Here is a 26069-nt window from a genome sequence, read left to right as displayed (position 1 = left end):
CTCAATGTTTATGGTTTGCCTGATTTATCTCAAACCAAAGGAATTAACACAAATAAAGGTTTACTGTCGTTATGCGCAAAATTCTACTTACTACCGCTATGCTACTGGCATCTAGCCAAGCACTAGCTGTTGATGAACAACCACAAGTAATGAGCAACTTTAACTACGATTACTTTGAAGCACGTATCGGTGCTAGCCCAGTAACGTTTGGTGGCGCGTTCAGTAAGTCAATTCACCCGAATGCTCACGCTATCGCACGTATCGATTCAGAATTTGAAGGCGATTACGATTCAGCTGTAGGTCTTGGTTTCCACGCACCATTAAACAACTGGGCAGATCTAACAGGTGAAATGCTAGCGCGCATCGTTCAACCTGAGAACTCTAGTTCGACGGATATAGGTATGGAAATAAACGTTGGTGTTCGCCAATGGCTTGGTCCACAACTAGAAGTGGGTGGTAAAGGTGGTTACGTTTCAATCGATGACAATGATGATTGGACTGGTTCTGTTTACGCACGTTTCCACTCTACAGAGCTATTTTCTCTAGGTGCAGAAGCTCGTATCAACGACTTCTACGGTGATCAGCTAATGTTCACAGCTCGTTTCAAGTACTAATACTTGAAGAGATTGCTCTCAATGGGCACTTAGCTTTCCAATAATCAAGGCTAAGACAGAAACAAAAAAACCGAGGATATTCCTCGGTTTTTATTTATTAACAATAATCTTAAGCATATAGGAACAACTTCTTTAGTGGCAGCTCTTTAATAATTGCTGCTTGCGTGGTTCTTGTAACAGTTTCCAATGGATACCATCAATTGCACCCGCAAATTTCCAAAGTAGTTTTAGGTCAACATCATTGCCGTACGCTTTGCGAACCTTACTAAACACTTCAGGTGCGCCTAGCTGCATAAACATTGAAACATCATCCACACCCGCCTTCTTAACCATGCGCTCTAGTGTAAGTTGCATGTTCGGAAGATCTCTCAATCGACGGCTAGCTGATGATTTTTTGAAGCTACGTTGCTGAATTGAATTATCGATTGAAGTACGAATAATGCTATCCAAATCAGGGTGTTCACATGTAAACAAGTCAGTAATATCGTAATAGTTTACGGTTGCTGTCGTCTGTTTTTTTACATGACGATACTTTTCACAATCAAGATCTGCCAGTTTTTTATCTAATGACTTTCCACCTCTAATAAATAAACAACCTTCGCTCAACAAAGCGAACATAGCGTCATTTTGAAAGAGGCCCATACCTCCGAACATAGAACGTTTTTGATGCTTACCAAATTGATTCATGTAATTAATAAATGCTGTCTCGGTCATATCCGTTGATCCTTAATCAAATTACCCCGATTAGGTTGATCACCAGACAAGCAGCTTTTTATGCGAAAAATTTTTAATCTATTTTTTATTGTTTAGGTGAATATTATGTTTCGTCTCTCACCTTTAAAATAAATGATACTTCGAAAAGAAAAATAAGTCTGGACTTAGTTCACATCAATTAATTGTCTATTCCAGTATTTCATGATTGACTTCACAGTAAACTATCAAATTTGAGTAGAATACTGACATTTGGTGATACATCGGTTCAAACTTTCGGAGCTTATGTGGCCCGATCAGTATTGCCTCTCAGCATCGTGGCTTGTAAAATAGTACGACATACCTGCTGTTGTTTTTTATATGAATCATTTATCGTTTTTCTGGCTACCACAAAATAAAGCTCTTCTATTAAAGGGTCTAGAATCAGAGTTTGCCCAATTAGTTGGTCATTCTATCTCAGCGGGAAAAATAACACTTCCTCCTATACCTAACGTTGTACTCAAAATTCAGAAACTTTGTACCCTCGATTCAACCGGGATTGCCGAAGTTGCCGAGTGCTTACTTGAGGACCCGGGCCTCACGGCCGTTGTGATTCGCGTTGCTAACTCTGTCGTCTTTAACAGACGCAACATTACTTGCGTCGATATTGTGACAGCGGTTTCTCGCCTCGGTATATTGAGAGTACGCGACATTGTTACAGCTCAAGCAATTGAGCAACTCAAGCATTCAGTAAACCTTAGCAACGAATGTAACCAACTTTTGGTCCAGAGTGCTTCTGTGTCCAAAGAGCTTGGCGCGACCATGGTTCTCGTGACCAATGGATTCAAAGAGCTTTCCCCTATTGAATATCGCTATCTTGAACATGAAAAATCATTGCTTGTTGGGTTATTAGCAGACATAGGTTTGTTCTGTTTAGTCAGCGAATATCACCTCTATCTCGAAAACGGTAACTACCTCAACCACGATATCGCCCTGCAAATCTTCCAAGGTCAGTGTTCGGCGACAAGTAAGCTAGTTTTACGACGTTGGGGTTTCGATAGCGACTTTATTGATGTGTGTAGCAACACCATCAATATACAAGAAGAGCGTGAAGTGTCTTACCTGGATATCGCTAGAATTGCTAACCACCTATTGATGTTCAGAAACAAGGACGAGAACATCGACGAGCACGAAGTTGAACTGAATGTGACTGGTGCAGAGGTGCTTTATAAATTAAGCAACTTGAGTAAACATGATTTTAATGCAAAGCTAAACGACGTTATAAACACTAGCGGTTTCTAGGCAACCGTTAAAAGCTAAGTATATGTAATATTAAGTAAATGCAATGGGGAAAGCATGTTTACAGGGATGATCTTTATATTTGCACCACTCGTCGTGGGGTATCTTTTTTCTATTTCAAATATTCAAACGCTAGAGTTTATCAACCGCTCTACCTCGCGTTTAATTTACGTGATCTTGGCGCTTATGGGCCTAAGCTTAGCCGCGCTTGATAACCTAGGTAGCAACCTGCAGACAATCCTTCTTTATACTGTCACTTTCTTTGTTTGCTTGGGTGCTTGTAACCTAATGGCACTGCCTGCTATTGATAAATTACTGCCACTTCAAACTGACAGCAGCAAAAAGAAGCTCCCTCTGTCCTCTATGGCGATGGAATCGGCCAAGCTAATCTTAGTGGTGGGCTCTGGCCTTATCGCTGGCTTGGTGTTGCCTATCGGCCTGGATTGGGTCGATACCGCCAGTGAATGGATTTTGTTTGTACTTCTGTTCTTCATCGGCATCCAACTTCGTAATAGCGGACTAACGCTTCGGCAAATCTTGCTCAACAAGCACGGCATGGTTATCGCGGTAACAATCGTCATCACCTCATTGGTAGGTGGCGTTATCGCGGCTTATCTTCTTGATATACCTCTGTTCAAAGCTTTGGCGATGTCTTCAGGTTTTGGTTGGTACTCATTGGCCGGTATTTTGATGGGTGACGCCTTTGGTCCAGTCTATGGGGGGGCGTCCTTCATGCTTGAGCTGCTAAGAGAACTGGTTGCCTTGGTGTTGATCCCAGTTCTGATTCGTAGCTATCCATGCACCTCGATTGGTTATGCGGGGGCAACGGCGATGGACTTCACCTTACCTGTGATTCAAACCACAGGAGGCGTTAGATGCGTTCCTATCGCGATTGTCAGTGGCTTTATTTTAAGCTTGCTTGTCCCGATTTTGATGTTGTTCTTTGTATCTCTTGCTAACTAGATCGCAGGAATAGTAATTGTTTTAGATTAGAATGCATCTCGAATTGAAATGCCCAAGATACCGATACAGTTACCGAAATAAAAAGACACGAAGTGTCATTGCTCAACAAATAATGATCACGGTACTCTGTAACGACAAAGTTATAAAAAGAATAAACTTACAAAAGGAACCACTATGAAACGCCTTTGCGTCGCATTACTGCTAGCTTCAACTTCTACTTTCTCTTTTGCAGCAGATTCTATGTCTGAAACAAATCAGTGCCAAGCAACAAAATATGATGCGTACATCGACGCTTCTTTGAATTGGTATGCCGACCTTGCTGCTTTAACGTCTGAACAGTACCCAGAGTTAACAGAAGTCAGTGAGTGGTTCCTAGAAGGTCGTAAACACCACTTTGAACTTAATCGTGCCGCGGTCAATTACTACCTAGTTAACGACTCAAGTAAAGTCGCTACTGAGCAGCCAGTTGAAGGTTGGTTGCAATTAGAACAACACGACATTAAGACACTTTCAACGCGTAATGATGAGCTTGGCCAAATCGCAAAAACAACGTTCGATGACCGCCAATCCACGCCTCACGCTCAAAACTACGAACTACGTTCAGCGTTTGCAGAATTGCTTAGTCACCCTAAGCAGATCGACACAGCACTGCAGCGCTACAACCAGTCAATTGCTAAACTTGAAGCGATTAAATGTAAATAACCCCTCATTTAATATGCTTTTTTGAGAAGTTGGATTTCATAATTAAGACGGGACATTGTTCCCGTTTTCGTTTAGATTGTCCCGCTCGCGTCAATATAAAAAAAAATAACTCGCTTGCTATGGTTACGGAACAAAAAACAGCAGATGTTAGCTTCGACAGTCTTTTACGTATCTTCACGGTACCTGAAGGCCCAGATTCAACACTCACTCAAATTGAAGACAAACTTTCACGAAACCTGAATCAATTCTTACGTGAACACATTGTGGCTGAAGAAAAGCCGCTGCGTGAAATTGAGAAAGATTTTTCAAATGCTCATATCCCTGAGCAGCCTGAATTTGTTTCTGAACATACTGAGCATCTACTCGATTCTCTCGTGTCTCATTCGGTACATACGTCGTCGCCAAGTTTTATTGGCCACATGACTTCTGCCCTGCCGTATTTCTTGATGCCGCTTTCTAAGATAATGATTGCCCTCAATCAGAATCTAGTAAAAATCGAGACCTCAAAAGCTTTTACTCCCCTAGAACGTCAAGTTCTGGGCATGCTACATCGCTTGATTTATCAAGATAGTGATCAGTTTTACTCTCGTTGGATGCACAGCGCAAACCACTCTCTAGGTGCGTTTTGTTCTGGAGGTACCATCGCGAACATTACTGCGCTTTGGGTTGCACGTAACAATGCACTGAAAGCACAAGGTTCGTTCAAAGGTGTCGAGAAAGAAGGCTTATTCAAAGCCATGAAGCACTACGACTATGAAGGCCTTGCCATCTTAGTCTCTGAACGTGGTCACTACTCTCTTAAAAAAGCCGCTGATGTACTCGGTATCGGTCAAGAAGGCCTAGTGTCTGTTAAAACCGACAACAACAACCGAATTTGCACAGACGATCTAAGACTGAAAATAGAACAACTCAAGCAGAACAAGATAAAACCTTTCGCTGTTATTGGCGTAGCGGGTACAACAGAAACCGGTAATATCGATCCGTTAAGAGACATTGCCGAGGTATGTGCTGAATCTGATTGCCACTTCCATGTGGATGCTGCTTGGGGCGGCGCGACTTTAATGTCGAATAATTATCGCCACCTGCTTGATGGCATTGAGCTGGCGGATTCAGTTACGATTGATGCACATAAACAGCTTTATATCCCTATGGGTGCGGGTATGGTTCTGTTTAAAAAACCAGACGCAATGACTGCTATTGAACATCATGCTCAATATATTTTGCGTAAAGGATCTAAAGATCTCGGCAGCCATACGTTAGAAGGCTCTCGCTCAGGCATGGCCATGCTGGTTTATGCTTCGATGCACATCATCAGTCGTCCAGGTTATGAGCTACTGATCGACCAGAGTATTAACAAAGCGCGCTACTTTGCCGACCTGATCAAGCAACAAAACGATTTTGAATTGGTATCAGAGCCTGAACTTTGCCTACTGACTTACCGCTATGTGCCTGAATCAGTTAAAGCCGCCCTACTTAAAGCCGATGCAAAAGAACGTATTGAACTGAATGAGTTACTGAACGAGCTCACTAAGTTCATTCAGAAAAAACAACGTGAAACAGGTCGATCTTTTGTTTCAAGAACTCGTTTGAACCCTGAAGTTTGGGCGCATCAACCAATCATCGTTTTCCGTGTTGTGTTAGCGAACCCACTAACAGGCAACGACATTCTTTCTTCGGTACTTGAAGAACAGCGCGAAATATCGACACTAGCCCCTAACTTGATGGGTAAAATCACCAAGTTGGTTACGCAAATCAACACATAGCCATTCAATTTTAGTTGCATCAAATTGAAAATTTCTTTCTTTTTGATGTAACTAAGCTGTCAGTTCGTACTCAATTTGCACTCTTTTTACTCAAAATCTCTTCCAGTTCTGTAGTTTTCTAAAATTTTGTTGAGGTTTGTCATATTCTTAAGCATTCATGCCGTGTTTTTGTATTAGTAAATAGTATGTTGGGTTTATACTGACTATATGGTGCTAGTTAGCTTGATATCTATTTGAAGCAGCGGTATTTACATGCAAAAAAATATTTTGAGTCATGTTTTACTGATATTTGTTTCAGCCATACCCCCTGGTAAAAAGATATTAACTAGCAAGTTGTTCTCTATACCCTTGTGAACACTATGAATACATTAGAAAAAATACAAAAAAACCTGGAAAATTTCAGCAAGTCTGAGCGTAAGGTAGCCGAAGTAATTATGGCTTCCCCTCAAACTGCAATTCATTCTAGCATTGCTACCTTAGCTAAAATGGCTGACGTGAGTGAGCCAACAGTTAACCGCTTCTGTCGTCGTTTAGACACAAAAGGCTTCCCTGACTTTAAACTTCACCTAGCTCAAAGCTTGGCGAACGGTACACCTTACGTGAACCGTAACGTTGAAGAAGATGATGGCCCAGATGCTTATACACACAAGATTTTCGAATCGACTATGGCTTGTTTAGACGTTGCTAAAAACAGTCTCGACGCGATGCAGGTAAACCGTGCGGTTGACTTGCTGACTCAAGCAAAACGCATTTCGTTCTTCGGACTGGGTGCCTCTTCTGCTGTAGCCAAAGATGCTCAAAACAAGTTCATCCGTTTTAATATTCCGATCACATGTTTCGAAGACATCGTGATGCAACGAATGAGCTGCATTAACTGCAGTGATAACGACGTTATTGTTCTTATCTCTCATACAGGCCGAACTAAAAGCCAAGTTGAGATCGCGAACTTAGCGCGTGAAAACGGTGCGACAGTTATTGCTATCACAGCAAAAGACTCTCCACTAGATAAAGCGAGTTCACTGTCTATCTCATTGGATGTACCGGAAGACACAGACGTTTACATGCCAATGGCAAGCCGTGTCGTTCAAATGACGGTTATCGATGTGCTAGCAACAGGCTTTACGCTTCGTCGTGGCTCTGGTTTCAGAGAGAACCTAAAACGCGTTAAAGAGTCACTTCGTGATTCACGTTACGAGAAGTACTCTCAGTTCTAACCTGCTAAGACATGAACAGAAAGCACATGACTTGAGAACAAGTCGAATTAAAAAACGGAGCCTAGTGCTCCGTTTTTATTTGTCTTTCCGAAAGAATCTTTTTAATGTTCTCTTTACCAAAACAAATACGGTTAAATAGTCCAACTATTGCCTTTTTCAACCACTCCGTTTTCAGACGCATAAGAATTAATATATGTAAAACTCGACTCAACCTCTTGAGACCGATCTTTTTGATTCAATAAAGCGTTCTTATCAGAGCTCTGATCACAACAGCACTCCTCACAAACTTGCTGTAAAATATGTACTAACCTTTCTCGATTCAGCGGTAGCGGATTGCCTTTAATTGCGACCGATTTTAATGCATCGGCTGACACTTCATCAAACTGAGCGGCACACACACCAAATTCGAGTAGACTTGGTAACTGGAGAGTATTTAATGTTCCAGATAACCAAGAAACGGCCTCTTCCTCTTTAGCCTCTATATTATACGTCACTATTTGAGCAATTCGTTTATAACGTACTAAGATGTCGTCTCGTTTCTGTTCTCTTGCTACGGCAATGTTTTCTAACATTACATATGGCGCTAACCGAGCCGTAATAATACTGTGTGGCGCAGAAATTTTACCACCTAGCGCAGACGCTAAACCATGAGCAGCACCAAGCTTAGCATTAGTGATTGCCATTCCACCAAGCATAGAGGCAAACGCTAGATCACAACGTGCTTGTGGCTCATCATCAATACATGCCCGAACCACAGATGAACTCAATTTACGCAGCCCTTCCTCGCAAATCATATCGGTCAGCGGGTTAGGTTCACCACACACATAGGCTTCCATTAAATGAGTAAATGCATCCATCGCACCACGCCCCGATAGATACAGATTAGTGCCATGAGTTAAAGTAGGGTCAACAATCGCAACGTTCGCCAGCATGTCTGGGCTTCTAAGGCTAACCTTGACTTGATCTTGGCCTGATTTGAGCACCGCATTCTTAGTTACTTCTGCCCCCGTACTCGCCGTTGTAGGGATAGCGATAAACGGAATAGGTTTGGTTTTCAAAGGAACATTACGACCAACCACTTCTACATAGTCGTATAAATTACCTTGATTAGGTAGAACCGCCGCTAAAGCTTTCCCCATATCAATCGCACTGCCTCCACCCATGGCCACTACCATGTCAGGTTTAAATCGACGAGCAGAAATGGCGGCTTCTTCTACCATTTTTATGTTGGGTTCACCTGAGACCGCAATGTGTTGATAACGTATGCTTTGCGCATCAAAGTAATCGGTGACGATTGAAGTTCGTTCTAACGTATTACCAGTAACCAATAGAACACTGTAGCCATATTGATTAAAGAGAGACAATGAAGCCTTTAATGCCCCATCACCAAAGATGATCTTTGTAGATGTCATAAACTGAAACATGGTGCCTCCTGCGCCTATGTATGACTAAACAAAACTGCGAACTCTTGGTATTTGGAATATGACGTTTGTGTTTCAAACATAACCACGATATTGACGTAGTAACATCAGCGAAGAATACAGAGTGTGGTTCTATATCTGTTTCTAAGATGCCTCGTTCTGCAGCTGATTTTTTTGACGAGGTGCAACTTGTCGTATTAAAGACAGATTAAAGTCCTATTTTTAGGGGTAATTCACATTCTTATAGTAAGGGTACTCATCGTCAACATTCACAAGAGAACAGCCATGTTGTTTTTTATGAACATTATTTGCTCTGATAGGCAAAACCTATTGTATTAAGAGGCAATTCCATCTTTATTTCCCTAAGGCATTAGGGCATAGTTGGTTTCAAGAATTTTTGAGTCGTATTCAGTTTAAGAATAGTTGACATATTTAGGTTAACGAGCCTCATCCCGTATTTAGGAGAAATGAAATGTTTGTAGTTATTTTTGGTCGCCCAGCTTGCCCATTCTGTGTTCGTGCAAAAGAGCATGCTGAAACTCTTAAAGCGAAGCGTGATGATTTCAACTACCGTTATGTTGATATTCACGCTGAAGGCATCAGCAAAGCTGACCTGGAAAAAACAGTAGGTAAGCCGGTAGATACAGTGCCACAAATTTTCATCGACCAAGACCACATTGGCGGTTGCACAGAATTTGAAGCATACGCAAAAGAAAACTTAGGCCTTTTTGACTAAGCTAAATTGTCTCTTACGAGCATCGAGGTTAAAGCCTTAAGCAGCTAACCAGTTTACCGTTAGACTGTCAGATTTATATAAAGCCCGCTCCCTGTAGCGGGCTTTTTTCATAACAAGTTTTCGTACCGAATAAGAATCAGGTCAAAATCAAGTAAAATAGCAAAATATCGCTTATAATTTATTTATATTTAGATACAATTCACCTCTCAAACTTACCCTGTGTTTCACGCCAATTATTGAGCGACCGCTGTGAATATCGACGTTGTTTTTCTGCTAGAACAAAACCCTATCCTTCTCATCTTTGTTGTTTTATCGATTGGTTTAGCCATTGGTAAAATTCGTTTCGGTAGCCTCCAACTCGGCAACTCAATCGGTGTTCTGATTACTTCCCTTATCATGGGACATCTGGGTTTTTCGTTTAATGCAGATGCGCTCACTATTGGCTTTATGCTCTTCATTTACTGTGTTGGTATCGAAGCCGGGCCTAATTTCTTCGGTATCTTCTTCAGAGACGGTAAGCATTACCTTATTCTTAGCCTTGTCGTACTCTCTACCGCAATTGCTTTAACGTATTTCAGCAGCCACTACCTTGGTTTAGACTTTGGCTTATCAGCAGGCATGATGGCGGGAGCCCTAACGGCAACGCCGATATTAGTTGGTGCTCAAGATGCTCTCAATTCTGGGATTGCAGAATTACCAAGAAACATGGATTTAGGTTTGATCATCGAAAACCTTTCTGTGGGTTATGCGATGGCTTACTTAGTCGGCTTAATCAGTATGATTATGTTCGCTCGCCTCATTCCAAAACTTCAAAAAGTAAACCTGCATGACTCAGCAGAGCAAATCGCTCAAGAACGCGGTCTAGGGGCATCTGGCCAACGTAAGGTTTATCTTCCAATAATTCGTGCTTACCGCGTGGGACCAGAGCTTATATCTTGGACAGACGGTAAGAACCTGCGTGAACTAGGTATCTATCGTCAAACGGGTTGTTACATTGAACGTATTCGCCGTAACGGTATTCTCGCCCACCCTGATGGTGACGCAATTTTGCAAGAAGGCGATGAGATTGCATTGGTAGGCTTCCCTGATAGCCACGCTCGTCTCGACCCAAGCTTCCGTAATGGTAAAGAAGTTTTCGACCGTAACCTTCTCGATCTACGAATCGTAGAAGAAGAGATCGTCGTTAAAAGTGACAATATCGCAGGTAAACGTCTTTCAGATCTCAATCTGTCTGAGTATGGCTGTTTCCTTAACCGCGTAGTTCGAGCTCAAATTGAAATGCCGATGGACTTAAACATCGTGCTTTCCAAAGGCGACGTGCTGCAAGTGAGTGGTGAAAAGAGTCGTGTTCACGGCTTAGCTGAGAAAATTGGTTTCATCTCGATCCACAGCCAAATGGCAGACTTGATGGCTTTCTGTAGCTTCTTCATTCTGGGCATTTTGTTTGGTTTGATCACCATGACATTCGGTCAGGTTTCGTTTGGCTTAGGCAATGCAGTCGGCCTGCTATTGTCGGGGATCATGCTTGGCTTCTTAAGAGCAAACCACCCTACCTTTGGTTACGTACCTCAGGGTGCGTTAAACATGGTCAAAGACCTCGGTTTAATGTTCTTTATGGTCGGTATAGGCTTAAGCGCCGGTGGCAAGATATTCGAGCACTTAACCCAAGTTGGACCACAGGTCATTGGTATTGCTCTGGTGGTGAGTGTTCTACCAGTATTCTTCGCCTACTTGGTCGGCGCTTATGTGCTGAAGATGAACCGAGCTTTATTATTTGGAGCCATCATTGGCGCTCGAACCTGCGCGCCTGCGATGGATATCGTAAACGACCACGCTCGCTCAACCATTCCGGCTCTGGGTTATGCAGGTACCTATGCGATAGCCAATATATTGATGACCTTAGCGGGTACCTTCATCATCATTATTAGCTAATCTCTTAGGTGTTAAGAGCGCTTTAGGTTAGATATTTTTAATGCACTAATTCACCTTTGGATTAGTGCATTTTTATTACTCGTTATATTCTTCTCTTTACCCTATCTTTCTCATCTGTCTTTTAGCTCTCTGCACATATCAAATCAGCTCGTCATTTTTCTCAAACTACAGATAAAAAAATAGGCGCTCAATGAGCGCCTATTTCGTTTTATTCGATTGTTCGAATTAGATGTCAGCTACATCAAATTCAACCGCTGTATCAACGTCAGCTTCGTAATCCACACCTTCAACACCAAAACCGAATAACTTCAAGAACTCTTCTTTGTACTCGACGTAGTCTGTCAGTTCTTTTAGGTTTTCAGTTGTGATTTGAGGCCATAGGTTACGGCAATGTTCTTGGATGTCGTCACGAAGTTCTAGGTCGTCTAGGCGTAGACGGTTCACTTCATCAACTTCTGCAGCGCTACCGTCTTCTTTGTATAGACGTTGGCTGAACATGCGGAAGATCTGTTCCATACAACCTTCGTGGATACCTTCTTCACGCATCTTCTTGAACACCATAGCGATGTAAAGAGGCATAACAGGGATAGCCGAGCTTGCTTGAGTCACAACAGACTTAAGGACAGCAACGTTTGCTGTACCGCCAGTTTGGCCTAGCTTCTCGTTTAGCACTGATGCTGCACGGTCTAGATCCATCTTCGCTTTACCTAGCGCGCCATCCCAGTAGATTGGCCACGTTAGTTCAGTACCGATGTAGCTGTAAGCAACTGTCTTACAACCGTCAGCTAGAACACCAGCTTCTGAAAGTGCGTTGATCCAAAGTTCCCAATCTTCACCGCCCATTACAGTAACAGTGTCTTTAATCTCTTCTTCAGTAGCAGGCTCTACGCTTGCTTCAATGATCAGGTCTTTGTTCGTATCAACAGCCGTTGATGTGTATGTTTCACCGATAGGTTTTAGAGCTGAACGAATCACTTCACCAGTCTCTGGCATTTTACGCACTGGAGATGCCAGTGAGTACACAACCATATCGATTTGGCCTAGATCTTCTTTGATCAGGTCAATTGTTTTCTGTTTCGCTTCGTTAGAGAAAGCATCACCATTAAGGCTCTTTGAATACAGGCCTTCTTCTTTAGCAAGCTTGTCGAACGCTGCTGAGTTGTAATAACCAGCTGTGCCCGGCTTTTTCTCAGTACCGGCTTTCTCGAAGAAAACACCGATAGTTGAAGCGCCGCCACCAAATGCAGCCGCAATACGTGAAGACAAGCCGTAGCCACTTGAAGAGCCAACAACTAATACACGTTTAGGTGCGTTTGCGATTGGACCTTGAGCTTTTGTGTAAGCAATTTGTTCTTTTACATTAGCTTCACAACCGACTGGATGTGTTGTAGTACAGATGAATCCGCGAATTCGAGGTTTGATGATCATATTCAACTTCCTTAAAAAATCAGGTTAAGGATAAAAGTTTCGTACGCAAATGGCATCTAATTTCTGTAAAAATGTGGTGAAAATGCAAGTGGTTGGAGCACTCAACTGATATTTGCTGACTAAGTCACCATTTGTTAACGCATCTATTGCGACTTCTGCGACAAAAACAAAAAAGGCACCTTATTAGGTGCCTTTTATCGTTTCTTTATCTAAGCAACGCTATTTAGCTTAGGTTTTAACTCTTTTCGCGTCAAAGTTTCACTAAAGTCATGACTGAAGTGGTCAACTTGAATCGCGGTGTAACGCAGTTTATCAGCAGCGACAATTTGGTCGACTTCTTCTTGCGTTAGAACATCGGCAGCAAGTGCTTGAGCCAGTTTGTCGGCCAGCAAGCCTTTACGAGCCACTTTGCCTTCTTTCACTGCTTTGAAGATCTTACGTTCCAGAGGCTTGATGCTGTACATCGCGTTAAAAGCGTTCTCCATAAGACCAATACTGTCATCCTCTTCCTTGCCGATGTAGCAAAGATGAGTCAGACGTTCACGGTGCGCTCCCGGAGTCATCAAGCTTTCAGCTAATTGAACCGTTAGATTGTCACTCGGTTTTTCGAAGTGGTTACCTACAGGGAAAACTAAACCTTTCAGCACTTTCCCAACCATCTTGTTAGGGAAGTTACGGTACGCTTCTTGTAGTGACTTAGCCGCATTGTGGAAACAGTGTTGAACTGCGTAGTGTACGTAGTCTAGATCAGCTTGTTGACGACCTTCATCCTCGTACTTCTTAAGCGCAGCCGAAGCCATGTATAGGTAACTTAGGCCATCGCCCAAACGTGCAGAGATAAGTTCTTTACGTTTCAGCTCACCACCTAGCGTCAGCATTGCGAAATCCGCACTGACAGCAAGCGCACGGCTCAAACGAGTTAGATCTTGGTAGTAAGGTTTCGTTGGACCACTCATGTCGGCTTTAATAAATTTAGAGCCAGTTAATGCTGCACCAAAAGCACCGAATGTGTTCTTAGTTGCGTGTGAGATATGCTTGAACAACAAGCTATCAAAGTCTTTTGCACCTTGCTTCTCATCTGGGTTCGCAGCCGCTTCCATTTCGCTCAATACGTATGGGTGACAACGTGTCGCACCTTGACCGAAGATCATCAGGTTACGAGTTAGAATGTTCGCACCTTCTACTGTGATTGCAACTGGAATACCTAGGTAAGGCGCAGCCAAGTAGTTCATTGGGCCATCTTGAATTGCACGACCTGAATGGATATCCATTGAGTCATTCAAAATAGTACGTGCCATTTCTGTCATGTGATATTTCGCGATAGCCGTTACGATACCCGGCTTCTCTTTCATATCAAGTGAAGTGGTTGTCAGTGTACGAGTCGCTTCTAATAGATACGTTAAGCCACCAATACGGCCTAGGCTCTCTGCAACACCTTCAAACTTACCAATCGACATACCGAACTGCTTACGAACATAAGCGTACGCACCGGTCGTTTTCGCTGTTAGGTGGCCCATCGCCGTGCCAAGTGCGGGTAATGAGATACCGCGACCTGCAGACAGACATTCCACCAGCATACGCCAGCCTTTACCTGCGTAATCTGCGCCACCGATTAGCCATTCCATAGGAATAAATACATCGTGACCGCGTGTTGGACCATTCATAAACGCAAGACCAAGTGGATCATGACGCTCACCGATCACAACACCTTCGTGGTCTGCTGGGATAAGCGCACAAGTGATACCGATGTCTTCTTTGTCACCCAGTAGCTTTTCTGGATCGTGCAGTTTGAAAGCCAGGCCAAGTACCGTAGCCACTGGTGCTAGCGTAATGTAACGCTTGTTCCAGTTAAGCTTGATGCCAAGTGTCTCTTTGCCTTCGTGCATACCCATACACACAGTGCCTACATCAGGGATACCGCCTGCATCAGAACCCGCTTCAGGGCCTGTTAATGCGAAACATGGTATATCTGTACCGTCAGCTAGACGTGGAAGCCAGTAATCTTTTTGAGCTTGAGTACCGTAGTGAGACAGTAGCTCACCAGGCCCAAGAGAGTTTGGAACCATTACTGAAACCGCAGTACTGATACTGCGAGTCGCAATCTTAGTTACGATAGTAGAGTTTGCGTGCGCTGAAAATTCACGACCGCCGTACCCTTTCGCAATAATTAACGAGAAGAAACGCTCTTTGCGTAAGAAGTTCCAAACTTCCTCGGGAAGGTCTCGGTCTTCTTTTACAATTTGGTGGTCATCAAGCATAGCGAGCAGGGTCTCAAGTTCATTGTCCATGAACGATTGCTCTTCTGCTGTTAGCTGAGGTTTTGGATATTGATGCAGCTTAGTGAAATCTGGTTTACCAGAAAACAGCTCTCCGTCCCACCAAACACTACCCGCTTCCATCGCTTCTTTCTCGGTGCTAGATAGTGGTGGTAGTACTTTTTTAAAGAGTTTAAAAGCTGGGTCACTTACCCATTTTTGTCTTAGAGAGCTCATAGTTCAGATCCTTTTGTTCACTATATTGTTTGTGAATATTTTACTTTTTATTGTTTTATTCTTTTGCTGACATACCAGCGGCTAAATATGGAATGAGAATATCGACCACTGATTTCGCATCTATCTTTCTGTCATAGTCATTCTCTGCAATTTCTATGAGGGCTTGGCTAGATGCCATGGTGAACACACAAGTCCCTAGGGTGAAGTGCAATCGCCAAAATAACTGTTCTTGAGTAAGGTTCGGATTCGCCTTCATTACTGATGTCGTAAACAAAGAAAGTACTTCGCTATAACGAGTAGTAATAAACCAACGCAGGTGCCCTTGCACATCCGTATAGCCTCTACCGATAAGCAACATGAAGCGACTCGTACCGTTTGGTCTAACATCGTTGAGTGCTCTTAATGGCTGTCTTAAAGACTCAAACACGTCACTCATAGAATACGTTTCGTTCAAGTTTAAGTTCACTAGCGCATCTTGTAGAGCTGGCATGAATGCCTCTAAGTACCGATTGAGTACCGCACGAACCAGAGTTTTCTTATCGCCAAAGTGGTAATTCACTGAAGCTAAATTGACATTGGCTTTACCCGTAATGGTACGTAAAGAGGTGTCATTAAAACCGTGCTCAGCGAATAAGCCTTCAGCCACATCTAAGATTTTGTCTTTGGTTGTACTTCTTGGTGCCATTTCAATCACTCGTATTAAACAACTGTTTGAAATATACTCTTAGTACATTTATTTAACAAGCAAGCAACATCACATTTTCACAAATTGGTCGTACCAGTTGGAAGAAGTCGACACTAACCAATTGAATCGATGTGTGTTTACAAAAAAAGGAAAAATTAATGAATTTTCTTGGAACTGAAATAGAAATGGAGGGTCATAAATTAAGTAGAAAACAGAGTATTTAGAAGTTTAACAGGCCGTCAAACTTGTTCTTCTCACTGCTTTCTTAATTACTGCATTTTCCTTATTAACTCCTATACTTGTATCCGCCCAAACCGTGTTGGTTTGGGCTTTTTTTTGTTTGTTGTTTAGAGTGAAACCTTACTTGCCCTTCTTCACAGCTACAACTACAAACTAAACAGCGCGATCGATTCTTTATATATTGTCATTTTTTACTGAAAATCGAACTACCACGCTTGGCACATTGCTATCACTGAGATACGTATTTCAAACAACCCCCTAACCAACGTTTATCAATCTCTGCCCAAGCCGAATTCTAGCCTTGCATTTATTTTCAACACATTTACTCGAAGCTTGGCACCTGTCACAACTGGTAAATTAATCAATAGCGATAGAGACTTACATTCGAAATAAAGCCAACAAACTTAGCAATTTCTAGCAGATGTCCTAAGCTTCGTTTAATACCCTTCTCAATTAATTAGTTAAACGCTAGTTGGGAGGAGGCGGGAGCTTTTAAAAGTAGAAGGAGACCTACTTTGAGACTGTTTAAATTACCCATCATCTGTTGCTTAGCTATTGCAACCCCACTCTCTGCTCAGACTTTAGAACAGGCTGTTGCCATTACCTTGGCTACCAATCCTGAGATAAAAAGTATTTTTAATGAGTTTGTGAGTGTACAAAAACGAAACGATGCCGCAGGTGGTGCTTATAGGCCGAGTATCGATCTTGATGCTGGTATTGGCTATGAAGGCATAAACCCTGCGCCAAACAACGGTCCTGATACCGATCTCACACGAAAGGAAGCCACCATATCCCTCACTCAGTTGTTGTGGGATGGTTCGTCGACTCTCAATGATATTGACCGTACTGCCGCAGAAGCGGAATCGGTTCGCTTACAATTACTCGCGGATGCCGAAGACAAAGCGCTAGAGGTCACACAGATCTACCTGGATGCAGTCAAAGCAACTGAAGTTTTAGCCCTTTCGGAAAGTAACCTTGCTATCCACAAGAAAATCTATAAAGACATCAAAAAACGAGCAGCCTCAGGCATAGGCTCAACCGCAGATGTATCTCAAGTAGAAGCTAGGATTGCAAAAGCGCACGGCAATTTATTAGCCGCACAGAACAACCTAATTGATACCCACACTCAATTTAGAAGAATAGTGGGTCAAGAACCGCTTGGCTTGGTCTACCCAAGAGCCGATATTTCTATGATTCCTCTGTCATTATCAGACGCCCTTGTTAATGCTCTGGACCAACACCCGGTAATCAAAGTCGCAACTGCAGATGTCGATTCGGCGCACTTCCAGTACAAACAATCAAAAGGGGTTAACTACCCGACTTTCTCTATCGAGGCATCTCAATCATGGCGCGATGATGCGGGAGGCGATGAAGGTTCGAGCCAAGAGACGTTGGCAATGTTAAGAATGCGATACAACCTCTACAACGGTGGTACCGATAGTGCTAATTCAGAAGCTGCAGCTTACCAACTTAATAAAGCGAAGGATCTAAGAGATCGTGCTTATCGACAAGTGGAAGAAGGCCTTCGCCTATCTTGGAGTGCATTGGATCTGACGTTGCAACAAAAGAACTTCTTGTCTGATCACGTGGATTCGGCGTCAGAAACCGTTATCGCTTATGAGAAACAATATCGAATCGGCAAACGTACACTCCTTGACCTGCTTAACACTGAAAACGAATTGTTTGAAGCCCGTAAAGATTACTTAGATGCGCATTACTCTGAACAGTACGCTAAATACCGTGTAATGAACGCGACAGGCTCTCTATTGAACGCTCTACTGGTCGACATTCCAGACGAGTGGACAACGGCCGTGGAGTATTAATGATGAAAATACCTTACTTATTGCTTTCCGCATTAACGATAACGCTATGTGCATGCTCTAGCCAAAATGAAGAGCCCTACATAGAAACGCCAGAAGCGGAGCAAATTTCAGACCTGCAAGACGATGATAATGATGGGGTGGTCAATGCACGAGATACCTGCCCAAGTACACCTAGAGCGTCATTAGTTGATAATGAAGGTTGTGGCGAGACTATACGCTCAGAAGAAATCAGACAGCTGAACATCCTTTTCGCCAATGACTCTTATGAAGTTAACCCTATCTTCTCAGATCAAATCACTACCATGGCTGAGTTCTTAGAAACCTACCAAAGTGCATCGATAGAAATTCAAGGTTACGCCAGTAAAGTCGGCGCGAGTGAATACAACTTAGAGTTATCAAAGAAGCGCGCTCACCACGTTGAAGATGAATTATTGTCGAATGGTATAGACCCGAGCCGAGTAAGAGTTGTCGGTTACGGTGAAAACCGCTTAGAGAGCGATGGCAACGATGCTACTTCTCATGCACTGAACCGTCGAGTAACAGCAACGGTTGTCGGGCTGAATGAGCAGATCGTCGAGGAGTGGACCATATTTACCACGCTAGAAAAATAACATGACACTGTCACTCTGGTCATCCAAAACGATCCGCAATTCATGCCGATCAAAATAATGAGTTGAATCTAGGAGTTTTAGATCATCAATAACTAACCAAACTAAAAATACTAGCAGTTAGGATCAATAAAGCCGTGATAGGAAACCCTATCACGGCTTTTTTGTTCTTTGCTGTCACATGAATCGGGGAGGATGATTCTGTGACTCGTCTTGCTACTCAGAAGTTAGCTTGTTAATCAGTGAATAGGCTCGCCGTTAAACGAGCCTACCGCTGATTATAGTTTTACTTCTTGTTGCTTTGCTGTTTTCGGTAAAGAAACGCTTAGCAGGAAGTAACCTAGAATTGCAGCTGTTGTAGATCCCATCAGGATGCCTAGTCGAGCTAGTGTGTCAAACTCTACATTCGTTGGGCCAAACGCTAACGAAGAGATAAAGATAGACATTGTAAAACCAATACCACACAGGACAGATACTGCGAAGATGTTCATAAAGTTCACACCTTCAGGGAGCTTAGCAACACCCAATTTCACCGCACCCCAGCTGAATGCAAAGATACCAAGAGGCTTACCAATCAATAGACCCATAGCGATACCAAGCGGTAGCATACCTGTTAGGCTTGAGATTGAGATACCTTCCAATGAAATACCTGCGTTTGCAAAAGCAAAGACTGGCAAGATTGCAAAAGCGACGTATGGGTGCAGAGCATGTTCTAGATGCTTCAGCGGAGAATGTTCACCTTTATTGCCTTTCAGTGGGATAGCAAAACCAATCACTACACCAGCCAGCGTTGCATGAACACCAGACTTCAATACTGCAAACCACAGAATTGCACCAACAATGAGATACACACTCAGCTTAGTTACATGCTTGTTGTTTAGCATGAACAGCACACCCGTTGCGATGAAACCAACCGTTAGCGCAAGCGTTGATAGGTCGCCTGAGTAGAACAGTGCAATGATAACAACAACGCCAAGGTCATCGATAATTGCTAAAGCCAATAGGAACACCTTCAAGCTAACCGGTACACGGTTACCAAGAAGCGCCATGATACCTAATGCGAATGCAATATCAGTTGCCGCTGGGATAGCCCAACCTTGAAGCGCTTCTGGGTTACTTGAGTTAAATAGCACGTAAATAAGTGCCGGAGCTAGCATACCGCCAACGGCTGCGATAGCTGGGAAGATTGCTGTCTCTTTAGATTTTAATGCACCTTCTAAAAGCTCACGCTTAACCTCTAAGCCGATTAGAAGGAAGAACACTGCCATTAAGCCATCGTTAATCCAGTGAGACACAGACATACCCAAAACGTAACTATGTAATACGCCTTGGTACATTTCGTTCAGTGGTGAGTTTGCTACAAACATTGCGATCGCCGCAGCGATGACTAGTATGATGCCGCCAGCAGATTCCATTTTAAAGAAGTCACGGATGACGTCGGTCATGATTTCGCCCTTATATTTATTATTTAAATAAACGAATAACAAAGAATAGCCATGAGTTTATATCCAAGCTTTCTCGATAGATAATCACTTCTTCGGATGTTTAACTTCGGTTTTTCCTACAAATACTAAACAATACGTCGTATATTCCATAATGTTATTATGTCACATAAATTAAGTATAGATGAGATAGCCGAGTCTGTATGCACATTTAGTTTAAGCTTTTTAGAAACCTCAAGCATAAAAAAGGCTATCAAATGATAGCCTTAGGTGTTTTTCAGTAGCCGGTTAACTGCATAAAGCCCGTCGCTTCATGGCTTCCGCTGGCCATTATTGGCCCTTCCCAATATGGTATGACAAATGGAAGCCACATATCTCTGCGTTTAATGCGCGTTGTGAGATTGATATTGTGCTGTGGCACGTTGATTATCCATTGAAGGGGCATTCTTCTGCCATTCAATAACGTTGTGTTCTGCAGAGGCTTGATAGAGATATCAGAGTCTGTTAAGTGATAAACCTTACCTGAGCGAGTTGCCAATGTACCAAAAACATAAGGCAATTGTTGGTTGTGACGATAGCGATTGATACTTAACGCGGTGCCATCATCAAGATTAAACACAAACCAATCCCAACCTTGTTGACCCACTCCAAGTAAGCCACTGCCCCACTCTTTATGCACCCACGCCGTACCTTCAACTTCTTTGGTAACACCATCAAGGTTCAACACTCCACTCAATGATAAAAAGGGTGCGCTAAAGTTGTAAGAAGCGACAGGTAGTAGATCGTGTTTTTTCTGATAACCATTGTCCCCGTTAAGCACGTATGGCCCTTTAGCCACAGTGTCCAACTCGAGACCAAATGTATCGGTTTTGACTTGAAGACGGCCAGGAAACGGCGTATTACCCAATGCTCGCCAGTTCCAATTATCAATCCAAATTCTAAACGGTCGATTTGTCATTCCCGCTTGACCAATGCCACCACGAGCTAAACGTTGCTCTTTCCAAACTTTCATCTCAGAAGAGATCACCACATTTGAAATATAGATTTGCGGGCTTTGCCACCCCGGAGTTTCGCGTTCATCTGTTGCGATACGAAAGAAACTCCATTGAACCGAGTACTTTTTACCATCTTTCCCTTTTAGGGACGCAAAATAATGCCACCATTCGTGTTGAAACTCTGGATGAAATTGGAAATCTCGCGGCAGAGAAACCGTTCTATCGGGTAACACTGGTTCAAATACATTGAAATGCTCACTGACCAGTACCGAGTTAACTTCATTGACGCCCTTTTCACCGACGTCAACGAAATAGGAGTAGTAAGCCCAGATACTTAAAAGCGCACCAAAGAAGCAGATCAACAAAACAGAAGAGATCAATCGGTGCCTGAATTTAATTGAATTATCGCGTTGAAGCATATTAAAGCGCATCCCTTAATGATTTCATCGGTGTGTTCCGAATCATTCTCATCACTGGTAAAGCACCAGCAAGCATTAATGCTGCCATGGCCCATGCAAATGTCACTAAATAATCCCATGGAATCACTTGTAACTCGAGTGACCAACCAAAAGATTGCTTAATCACGATATCCACGATCAAGCTCGCTAACGCTAAGCCAAGCGGAATGGCGATTAGTGAGGAAATAAGTCCAAATACAAACAACTGTAAACTACCAGTTAGGATCAGCTCTTTAGCCGAAACTCCCAAACAACGCTGTAATGAAATATGCCTTTGACGCGATACCTCGCCCGCAACAGTCGCAAAGAAGATACCGAAAACCGCAATCACTAAAGTGATGTTGCCTAGAGTGTCGGCAATAGCGAAAGTTCTATCAAACACACGCATCGCTTGGCTATGGATATTGTTATTATCGAAAATACGTTCCGACCCCAGCCTGAATACATTCTCTAGTCGGCTACGTAAGCCTATTGCATTCACGTCGTCTTTTAAAATGACGCCAAGCCCCACATTACCCCTGCCAGCAAAACCATACAGCCAGTTTCGATGGGACATCATTACTTGATGGTAAGGATTACCATAATCGTAATACACACCCACAACCTGCCAACCAGAGCCTAGGCTGTCATAAAGATCAATGTAGTCACCAGGACGAATACCCAGTTTCAAAGACATAGATTCACTGATCAATACGCCTTTAGAATGATGCAAGTGATACCAATAATTCGGAATACCTAACTTAATCGTTAGTGCTTCTAGTTCACCTTCTGATGGGCCAGTACTAACAACTTGAATACTGCCTACAGGTGAAGCGACGTCTTTTTCCCAACGCCACCACACAGAATCCACTTCAGGTTGATCTGACAACCAGTTGCTCATGCGAGCAGCGGCATTGTTAGTTGGGTATATATAGAGATCAGCGGCCAAACGCTGCGTTAGCCATTTATCCGTAGTATCTCTGAAACTGCCCACCATGGTTTCAACGCCAATATTAGCTGTTAACGCCAACATAAAGGCCATTGTCGCCACACCACGATAGCTCATACTCGAGGCTGCATCAGCAAAGAACCAACGAGCACGAACCCAACGCAAAGAGTAAGACAAACTATTGAACAGCTTCCACATCAAGAATGGCGTAAACAACGCGACACTCACCAGCATCAGGGCAATAATTGCAAAACCCGTTTCTTGGGTTTGGGGCGCTTGATACACAGCAACCGCAGCGACACAGAACCCACAACCCATTAAGGCTTGCCAAGTAAACTCGGTGCCAGCGAAGCGCATTAATGACAGTCGAGAGGTCAAACGAATAGGCTGAGATTTAAGCAAACGTACCAACGGCCAAGCGCACGCTAAGAATGCCCCAAGTAATGCCATTAATAAGCTGTAACCACTCCAACGCCAACTCCAGCTCAGCGTTAAGCCCACATTAGCATCATAAAGATCGCCCAAGCTTGAAGAAACTGCAGGTAACAGTTGATTCGCGAGCATCAAGCCAAAAATATTGCCGCATATCCAGCTGAGTAAAACTAAGATCAATAGCTCTAAACAAAGCGCTTTCGCAAGTTGCCAACCGGATACACCTGTTTGTCTTAATATTCCAACTAACGGCTGACGTTGAATAAATGAAAGCGACATCGCTTGATAAAAAATAAACAAGCCCACCACAAACGACAACATACCCATGGCGGTTAAGTTCAAGTGGAAGGCACTGGTAAGAGATTCCAGCTCCGCCTTTGAACTACGAGTAATCGTTAATCCATTTGGTAGCATGTTCTTAAGACGCTCAAACTTTTCAGTTGGCATATCTGAACACGCAATCACCGAAAGCCCTGCACTGCGTTTTAGCATTCTGAGCAATGAGATATCCGCAATCAGGCGAGTACCATTAATAATATTGTCTTGATCGACAGCCACTGGCCCTAACTCAGATCCATCCATCAGATGGATGTAGTCGCCGTGTTTCCATTCCATGTGTTCAGCGAGATCATCACTGACTAGGATCGGGTATGGCGGTTTCATTAGATTTAAGGTAGTGAGATCTTTTAATGCAACACCCGGCTGTAGCTGAAGCATAGACACAGGGTCTAAGCCAATTAGCATGAAGTTCGCGCCGTTTTCATCAGTGATACGATGGTGGTCAAAAGGAGAGCACTGTTGAAAGCCTTCACGGCGAAGTTGGATATAAAAACCTTGCGGGATTTTATTAGCGTTGTGTTTTGGTCGAATACGATAAGGAAGAGGATTCGAAAAAAGTTTCTCGCCATGCGCATAGCTTTGCTTGGCGTGTTGGTTGATGGCAGTAACACCAACCAAAAGTGATACGCCAAGGGTTAAACCAAGCCATACCAAAATAATCTGAAGTGGGTAACGTCGATAGTGACCGAGTAGTGCCTTAACTACGGGCCATGACATGCAGTTGCCCTCCTTGTAGACGGATACGACCATCCATATGGAGCGCTACTTTTTCACTGTGCGTCACCAATAACAAGGTACACTCTAACTGACGAGCCAAAGAAGTAAGCAAACGCATTACCGCTTCCGCATTACGTTCATCTAAGCTTCCTGTTGGTTCATCGGCCAACAAAATTTTAGGTTCCATATACAAAGCACGAGCAATTGCCGCACGTTGTTGTTGGCCACCAGACGCCTCTTCAGGATAACGCCCCAGTAAAGGCATAAGGTCTAAAGCAGAAAGAATTTGTCTCCAGAGTCCTTTATCTTCTGGTAAACCCTTTAATTGACGGCAAAAGCGAATGTTATCGGCAATATTAAGCGTTGGCAGTAAGTTGAATTGCTGGAAGATATGGCCAATATTATTTCGGCGATAAGCAGTACGATCACGTTCAGTGGAGGCGTGCATGTTGAAATGAGGAAAAGCAATTTCACCTGAGTCTGCTAGGTCTAAACCCGCGATAAGATTCAATAATGTACTTTTCCCTGAACCGCTTTCTCCCATTAATGCGAGTTGATCGCCTTGGTTTAATGTTAACTCAGCACCTTGCAAAACAGGGTGGAACTCCCCCCCGTCGACATAGCCTTTACATAGGTCTGACAGCTTTAACATTAAACAGCTCACATTAGTTAGAATTTGGAAGGAGAATCTACACTAATTCCCTGTTAGGAGGAAGTATTTTGAAAGATAGATCACACGCCAACGAGAAAGTCATTAGATTGATGCGCCTCACTTCAACTTCCTATTAAGTTCTTAATCCATTTTCTTGTTTTCATTCGATAGAGCGAACCGCCCCACTTTATGACTTCTTCGGTAAGAAACAGTAAATACACCCATTCAGGCGGGAACTTGAAATAAATAGCAGCGATCGCGGCCAATGGAATGCCAATCACCCACTGAGCAATTAAGTCTTGATAGAGGCAGAACTTAACATCACCACCCGCTCTCAATACACCTACAATCACTGTCATTGGGATAGAACGGATAACAATTCCGACACTTAAAATGAGAATAAACTTCTCTGAGAGCGCTCTGGTTTCTTCAGTCAACGCGCTGAACGCATTAAGTATTGGTACTTGCACAAAATAAAGGAAGACCGCCACAACAATACTGGTCAAGAAACACAAAATGGTTAGGCCGAGAGCTTGATAGTAAACCGCTTCATTATTCTTTGCGCCAAGTTGATTCCCGACCAAAACAGAAGCTGCATTCGACATGCCAATCAATAGACTCAACGAGATAGACTCAACCGGCGTCATTACTGACAGTGCCGCCAAACCTTGTACACCTGATTGCCCCATGATTGCGTGATAAGCAAAAAGACCACCAGCCCAAGCTAAGAAATTAAACGTCGTCGGCAACGATAACTTCAAAAAGCGAATCACTTTTTCAACGGTCGCTGCCGCTTTGATATCACAGAATTTAAAGGCTAATAAATGTTTAGAGAAATAGAGGTAACCAAACAAGGTCGCTACTTCAATAGCCCCACTCATTACCGTCGCAATCGCTGCGCCTTTTATTCCAAGAGCAGGAAAGCCCCAATTACCAAAGATCAGTACCCAGTTTAAGAACACATTAGAAAGGATGCCAATACCACTAAAGAAAGTACTGAGCCCTGGTTTATGCATCGCTCTCAAGCCAACAGCCATACTGCTCACACAGGATACCGCCAACATGCTAAATGAAGTGATAACGATGTATTCCATACCCAAGTTAATGACTTCTTGAGAGTCTGTCGTCACACCCATGATTTGCGCTGGGAAAGAGACAAAGAAAACAATAGTCAGTAAGGCAAACAACGTCGAAACCAACCAGGTCAGAGCGGTACTTTCTCTCACACCTTGTTTGTCCCCCGCTCCCCAGTATTGTGCCGTCAACAACGCGCCACCCGTGGTAACACCAACTAACATAATGGTCGTCACAAACATCGCACGGCTTGCTACTCCAACCGCCGCAATGTCTGCTTCTCCAAGCTGACCCAACATCAACACATCCACTAAGCCTCGGCTTGAAAACATAATGCTCTGCAAAGTGATAGGCAAAGCAATCGCAATAAGCCTACGAACAAAATCACCGCGAGTGTGATGAAGAATGGAAGAGAGCAACAT

At 43.2% G+C, this 26069-nt stretch carries 20 protein-coding genes; 10 read left to right on the top strand and 10 right to left on the bottom strand.

All coding sequences use genetic code 11. The features are described from left to right. Positions 1 to 71: 71 nt before the first annotated feature. The gene (locus ACFI6G_RS00990; RefSeq protein ID WP_004734692.1) at positions 72 to 614 is read left to right on the top strand and encodes a hypothetical protein; all 543 of its coding nucleotides are present in this window, start codon (positions 72 to 74) and stop codon (positions 612 to 614) included. A 132-nt stretch (positions 615 to 746) separates the two neighbouring features. Here ACFI6G_RS00990 and ACFI6G_RS00985 read toward each other — a convergent pair whose 3' ends face one another. Next, entirely contained in the window at positions 747 to 1328 is a 582-nt protein-coding gene (locus ACFI6G_RS00985) for a TfoX/Sxy family DNA transformation protein (protein WP_016788025.1), read from the bottom strand. A 357-nt stretch (positions 1329 to 1685) separates the two neighbouring features. On the opposite strand from ACFI6G_RS00985, the gene ACFI6G_RS00980 reads away from it, so the two are divergent. From ACFI6G_RS00980 to ACFI6G_RS00960, 5 genes are all read left to right on the top strand, one after another. Continuing rightward, the gene (locus tag ACFI6G_RS00980) at positions 1686 to 2606 is read left to right on the top strand and encodes an HDOD domain-containing protein (RefSeq protein WP_010441455.1); all 921 of its coding nucleotides are present in this window, start codon (positions 1686 to 1688) and stop codon (positions 2604 to 2606) included. Between the two features lie 54 nt (positions 2607 to 2660). Next, positions 2661 to 3566: a LysO family transporter gene (locus tag ACFI6G_RS00975; RefSeq protein WP_010441460.1), complete on the top strand. Its 906-nt coding sequence runs from the start codon at positions 2661 to 2663 to the stop codon at positions 3564 to 3566. 174 nt (positions 3567 to 3740) lie between these two features. Continuing rightward, positions 3741 to 4268, top strand: coding sequence for a hypothetical protein (locus ACFI6G_RS00970; RefSeq protein ID WP_010441462.1), 528 nt, complete (start codon positions 3741 to 3743; stop codon positions 4266 to 4268). Positions 4269 to 4387: 119 nt separating this feature from the next. After that, positions 4388 to 6031, top strand: coding sequence for a pyridoxal-dependent aspartate 1-decarboxylase PanP (gene panP, locus ACFI6G_RS00965; protein WP_010441464.1), 1644 nt, complete (start codon positions 4388 to 4390; stop codon positions 6029 to 6031). A 359-nt stretch (positions 6032 to 6390) separates the two neighbouring features. Beyond that, positions 6391 to 7245: a MurR/RpiR family transcriptional regulator gene (locus ACFI6G_RS00960; protein ID WP_004734686.1), complete on the top strand. Its 855-nt coding sequence runs from the start codon at positions 6391 to 6393 to the stop codon at positions 7243 to 7245. A gap of 131 nt (positions 7246 to 7376) precedes the next feature. On the opposite strand, the gene ACFI6G_RS00955 is transcribed toward ACFI6G_RS00960, so the two are convergent. Then, positions 7377 to 8669, bottom strand: coding sequence for an iron-containing alcohol dehydrogenase (locus ACFI6G_RS00955; protein ID WP_010441470.1), 1293 nt, complete (start codon positions 8667 to 8669; stop codon positions 7377 to 7379). Positions 8670 to 9138: 469 nt separating this feature from the next. On the opposite strand from ACFI6G_RS00955, the gene ACFI6G_RS00950 reads away from it, so the two are divergent. Continuing rightward, the gene (locus ACFI6G_RS00950) at positions 9139 to 9402 is read left to right on the top strand and encodes a GrxA family glutaredoxin (RefSeq protein WP_009847069.1); all 264 of its coding nucleotides are present in this window, start codon (positions 9139 to 9141) and stop codon (positions 9400 to 9402) included. A gap of 249 nt (positions 9403 to 9651) precedes the next feature. Beyond that, a complete protein-coding gene (locus ACFI6G_RS00945; protein WP_010441471.1) occupies positions 9652 to 11334 on the top strand; it encodes an aspartate:alanine antiporter in 1683 nt (560 codons plus the stop codon). Between the two features lie 225 nt (positions 11335 to 11559). Here the strand turns inward: ACFI6G_RS00945 and fabV are convergent, their stop codons facing one another. The 3 genes from fabV to psrA form a co-directional block, all read right to left on the bottom strand. Further along, the gene (fabV, locus tag ACFI6G_RS00940; protein ID WP_010441474.1) at positions 11560 to 12762 is read right to left on the bottom strand and encodes an enoyl-ACP reductase FabV; all 1203 of its coding nucleotides are present in this window, start codon (positions 12760 to 12762) and stop codon (positions 11560 to 11562) included. A gap of 209 nt (positions 12763 to 12971) precedes the next feature. Then, a complete protein-coding gene (locus ACFI6G_RS00935) occupies positions 12972 to 15254 on the bottom strand; it encodes an acyl-CoA dehydrogenase (RefSeq protein WP_050612745.1) in 2283 nt (760 codons plus the stop codon). Positions 15255 to 15309: 55 nt separating this feature from the next. Continuing rightward, positions 15310 to 15939, bottom strand: coding sequence for a TetR family transcriptional repressor PsrA (gene psrA / locus ACFI6G_RS00930; RefSeq protein WP_010441478.1), 630 nt, complete (start codon positions 15937 to 15939; stop codon positions 15310 to 15312). A gap of 755 nt (positions 15940 to 16694) precedes the next feature. Between psrA and ACFI6G_RS00925 the strand changes: the two genes are divergently transcribed. Continuing rightward, positions 16695 to 18002 carry a TolC family outer membrane protein gene (locus ACFI6G_RS00925; protein ID WP_010441480.1) on the top strand — a complete coding sequence of 436 codons (1308 nt, stop codon included), beginning with the start codon at positions 16695 to 16697 and terminating at the stop codon, positions 18000 to 18002. Next, positions 18002 to 18613 (top strand): OmpA family protein, encoded by a 612-nt coding sequence (locus ACFI6G_RS00920; protein ID WP_010441482.1) that lies wholly within the window; start codon positions 18002 to 18004, stop codon positions 18611 to 18613. Before ACFI6G_RS00925 ends, ACFI6G_RS00920 begins: the two co-directional genes overlap by 1 nt. 275 nt (positions 18614 to 18888) lie before the next feature. Here ACFI6G_RS00920 and nhaA read toward each other — a convergent pair whose 3' ends face one another. From nhaA to ACFI6G_RS00895, 5 genes are all read right to left on the bottom strand, one after another. Next, the gene (gene nhaA / locus ACFI6G_RS00915; protein ID WP_010441484.1) at positions 18889 to 20055 is read right to left on the bottom strand and encodes a Na+/H+ antiporter NhaA; all 1167 of its coding nucleotides are present in this window, start codon (positions 20053 to 20055) and stop codon (positions 18889 to 18891) included. Between the two features lie 274 nt (positions 20056 to 20329). Continuing rightward, entirely contained in the window at positions 20330 to 21478 is a 1149-nt protein-coding gene (locus ACFI6G_RS00910; RefSeq protein ID WP_016784577.1) for a lipocalin-like domain-containing protein, read from the bottom strand. Then, entirely contained in the window at positions 21468 to 23921 is a 2454-nt protein-coding gene (locus ACFI6G_RS00905) for an ABC transporter permease (RefSeq protein WP_010441487.1), read from the bottom strand. Before ACFI6G_RS00905 ends, ACFI6G_RS00910 begins: the two co-directional genes overlap by 11 nt. Next, positions 23902 to 24573 carry an ABC transporter ATP-binding protein gene (locus ACFI6G_RS00900; RefSeq protein WP_010441489.1) on the bottom strand — a complete coding sequence of 224 codons (672 nt, stop codon included), beginning with the start codon at positions 24571 to 24573 and terminating at the stop codon, positions 23902 to 23904. Before ACFI6G_RS00900 ends, ACFI6G_RS00905 begins: the two co-directional genes overlap by 20 nt. A gap of 122 nt (positions 24574 to 24695) precedes the next feature. Continuing rightward, positions 24696 to 26069, bottom strand: coding sequence for an MATE family efflux transporter (locus tag ACFI6G_RS00895; protein WP_010441491.1), 1374 nt, complete (start codon positions 26067 to 26069; stop codon positions 24696 to 24698).

The organism is Vibrio sp. PSi01, assembly GCF_054960695.1.
Note: the sequence above shows the minus strand (reverse complement) of the source record. Positions and strands in the feature narration are given on the sequence as shown.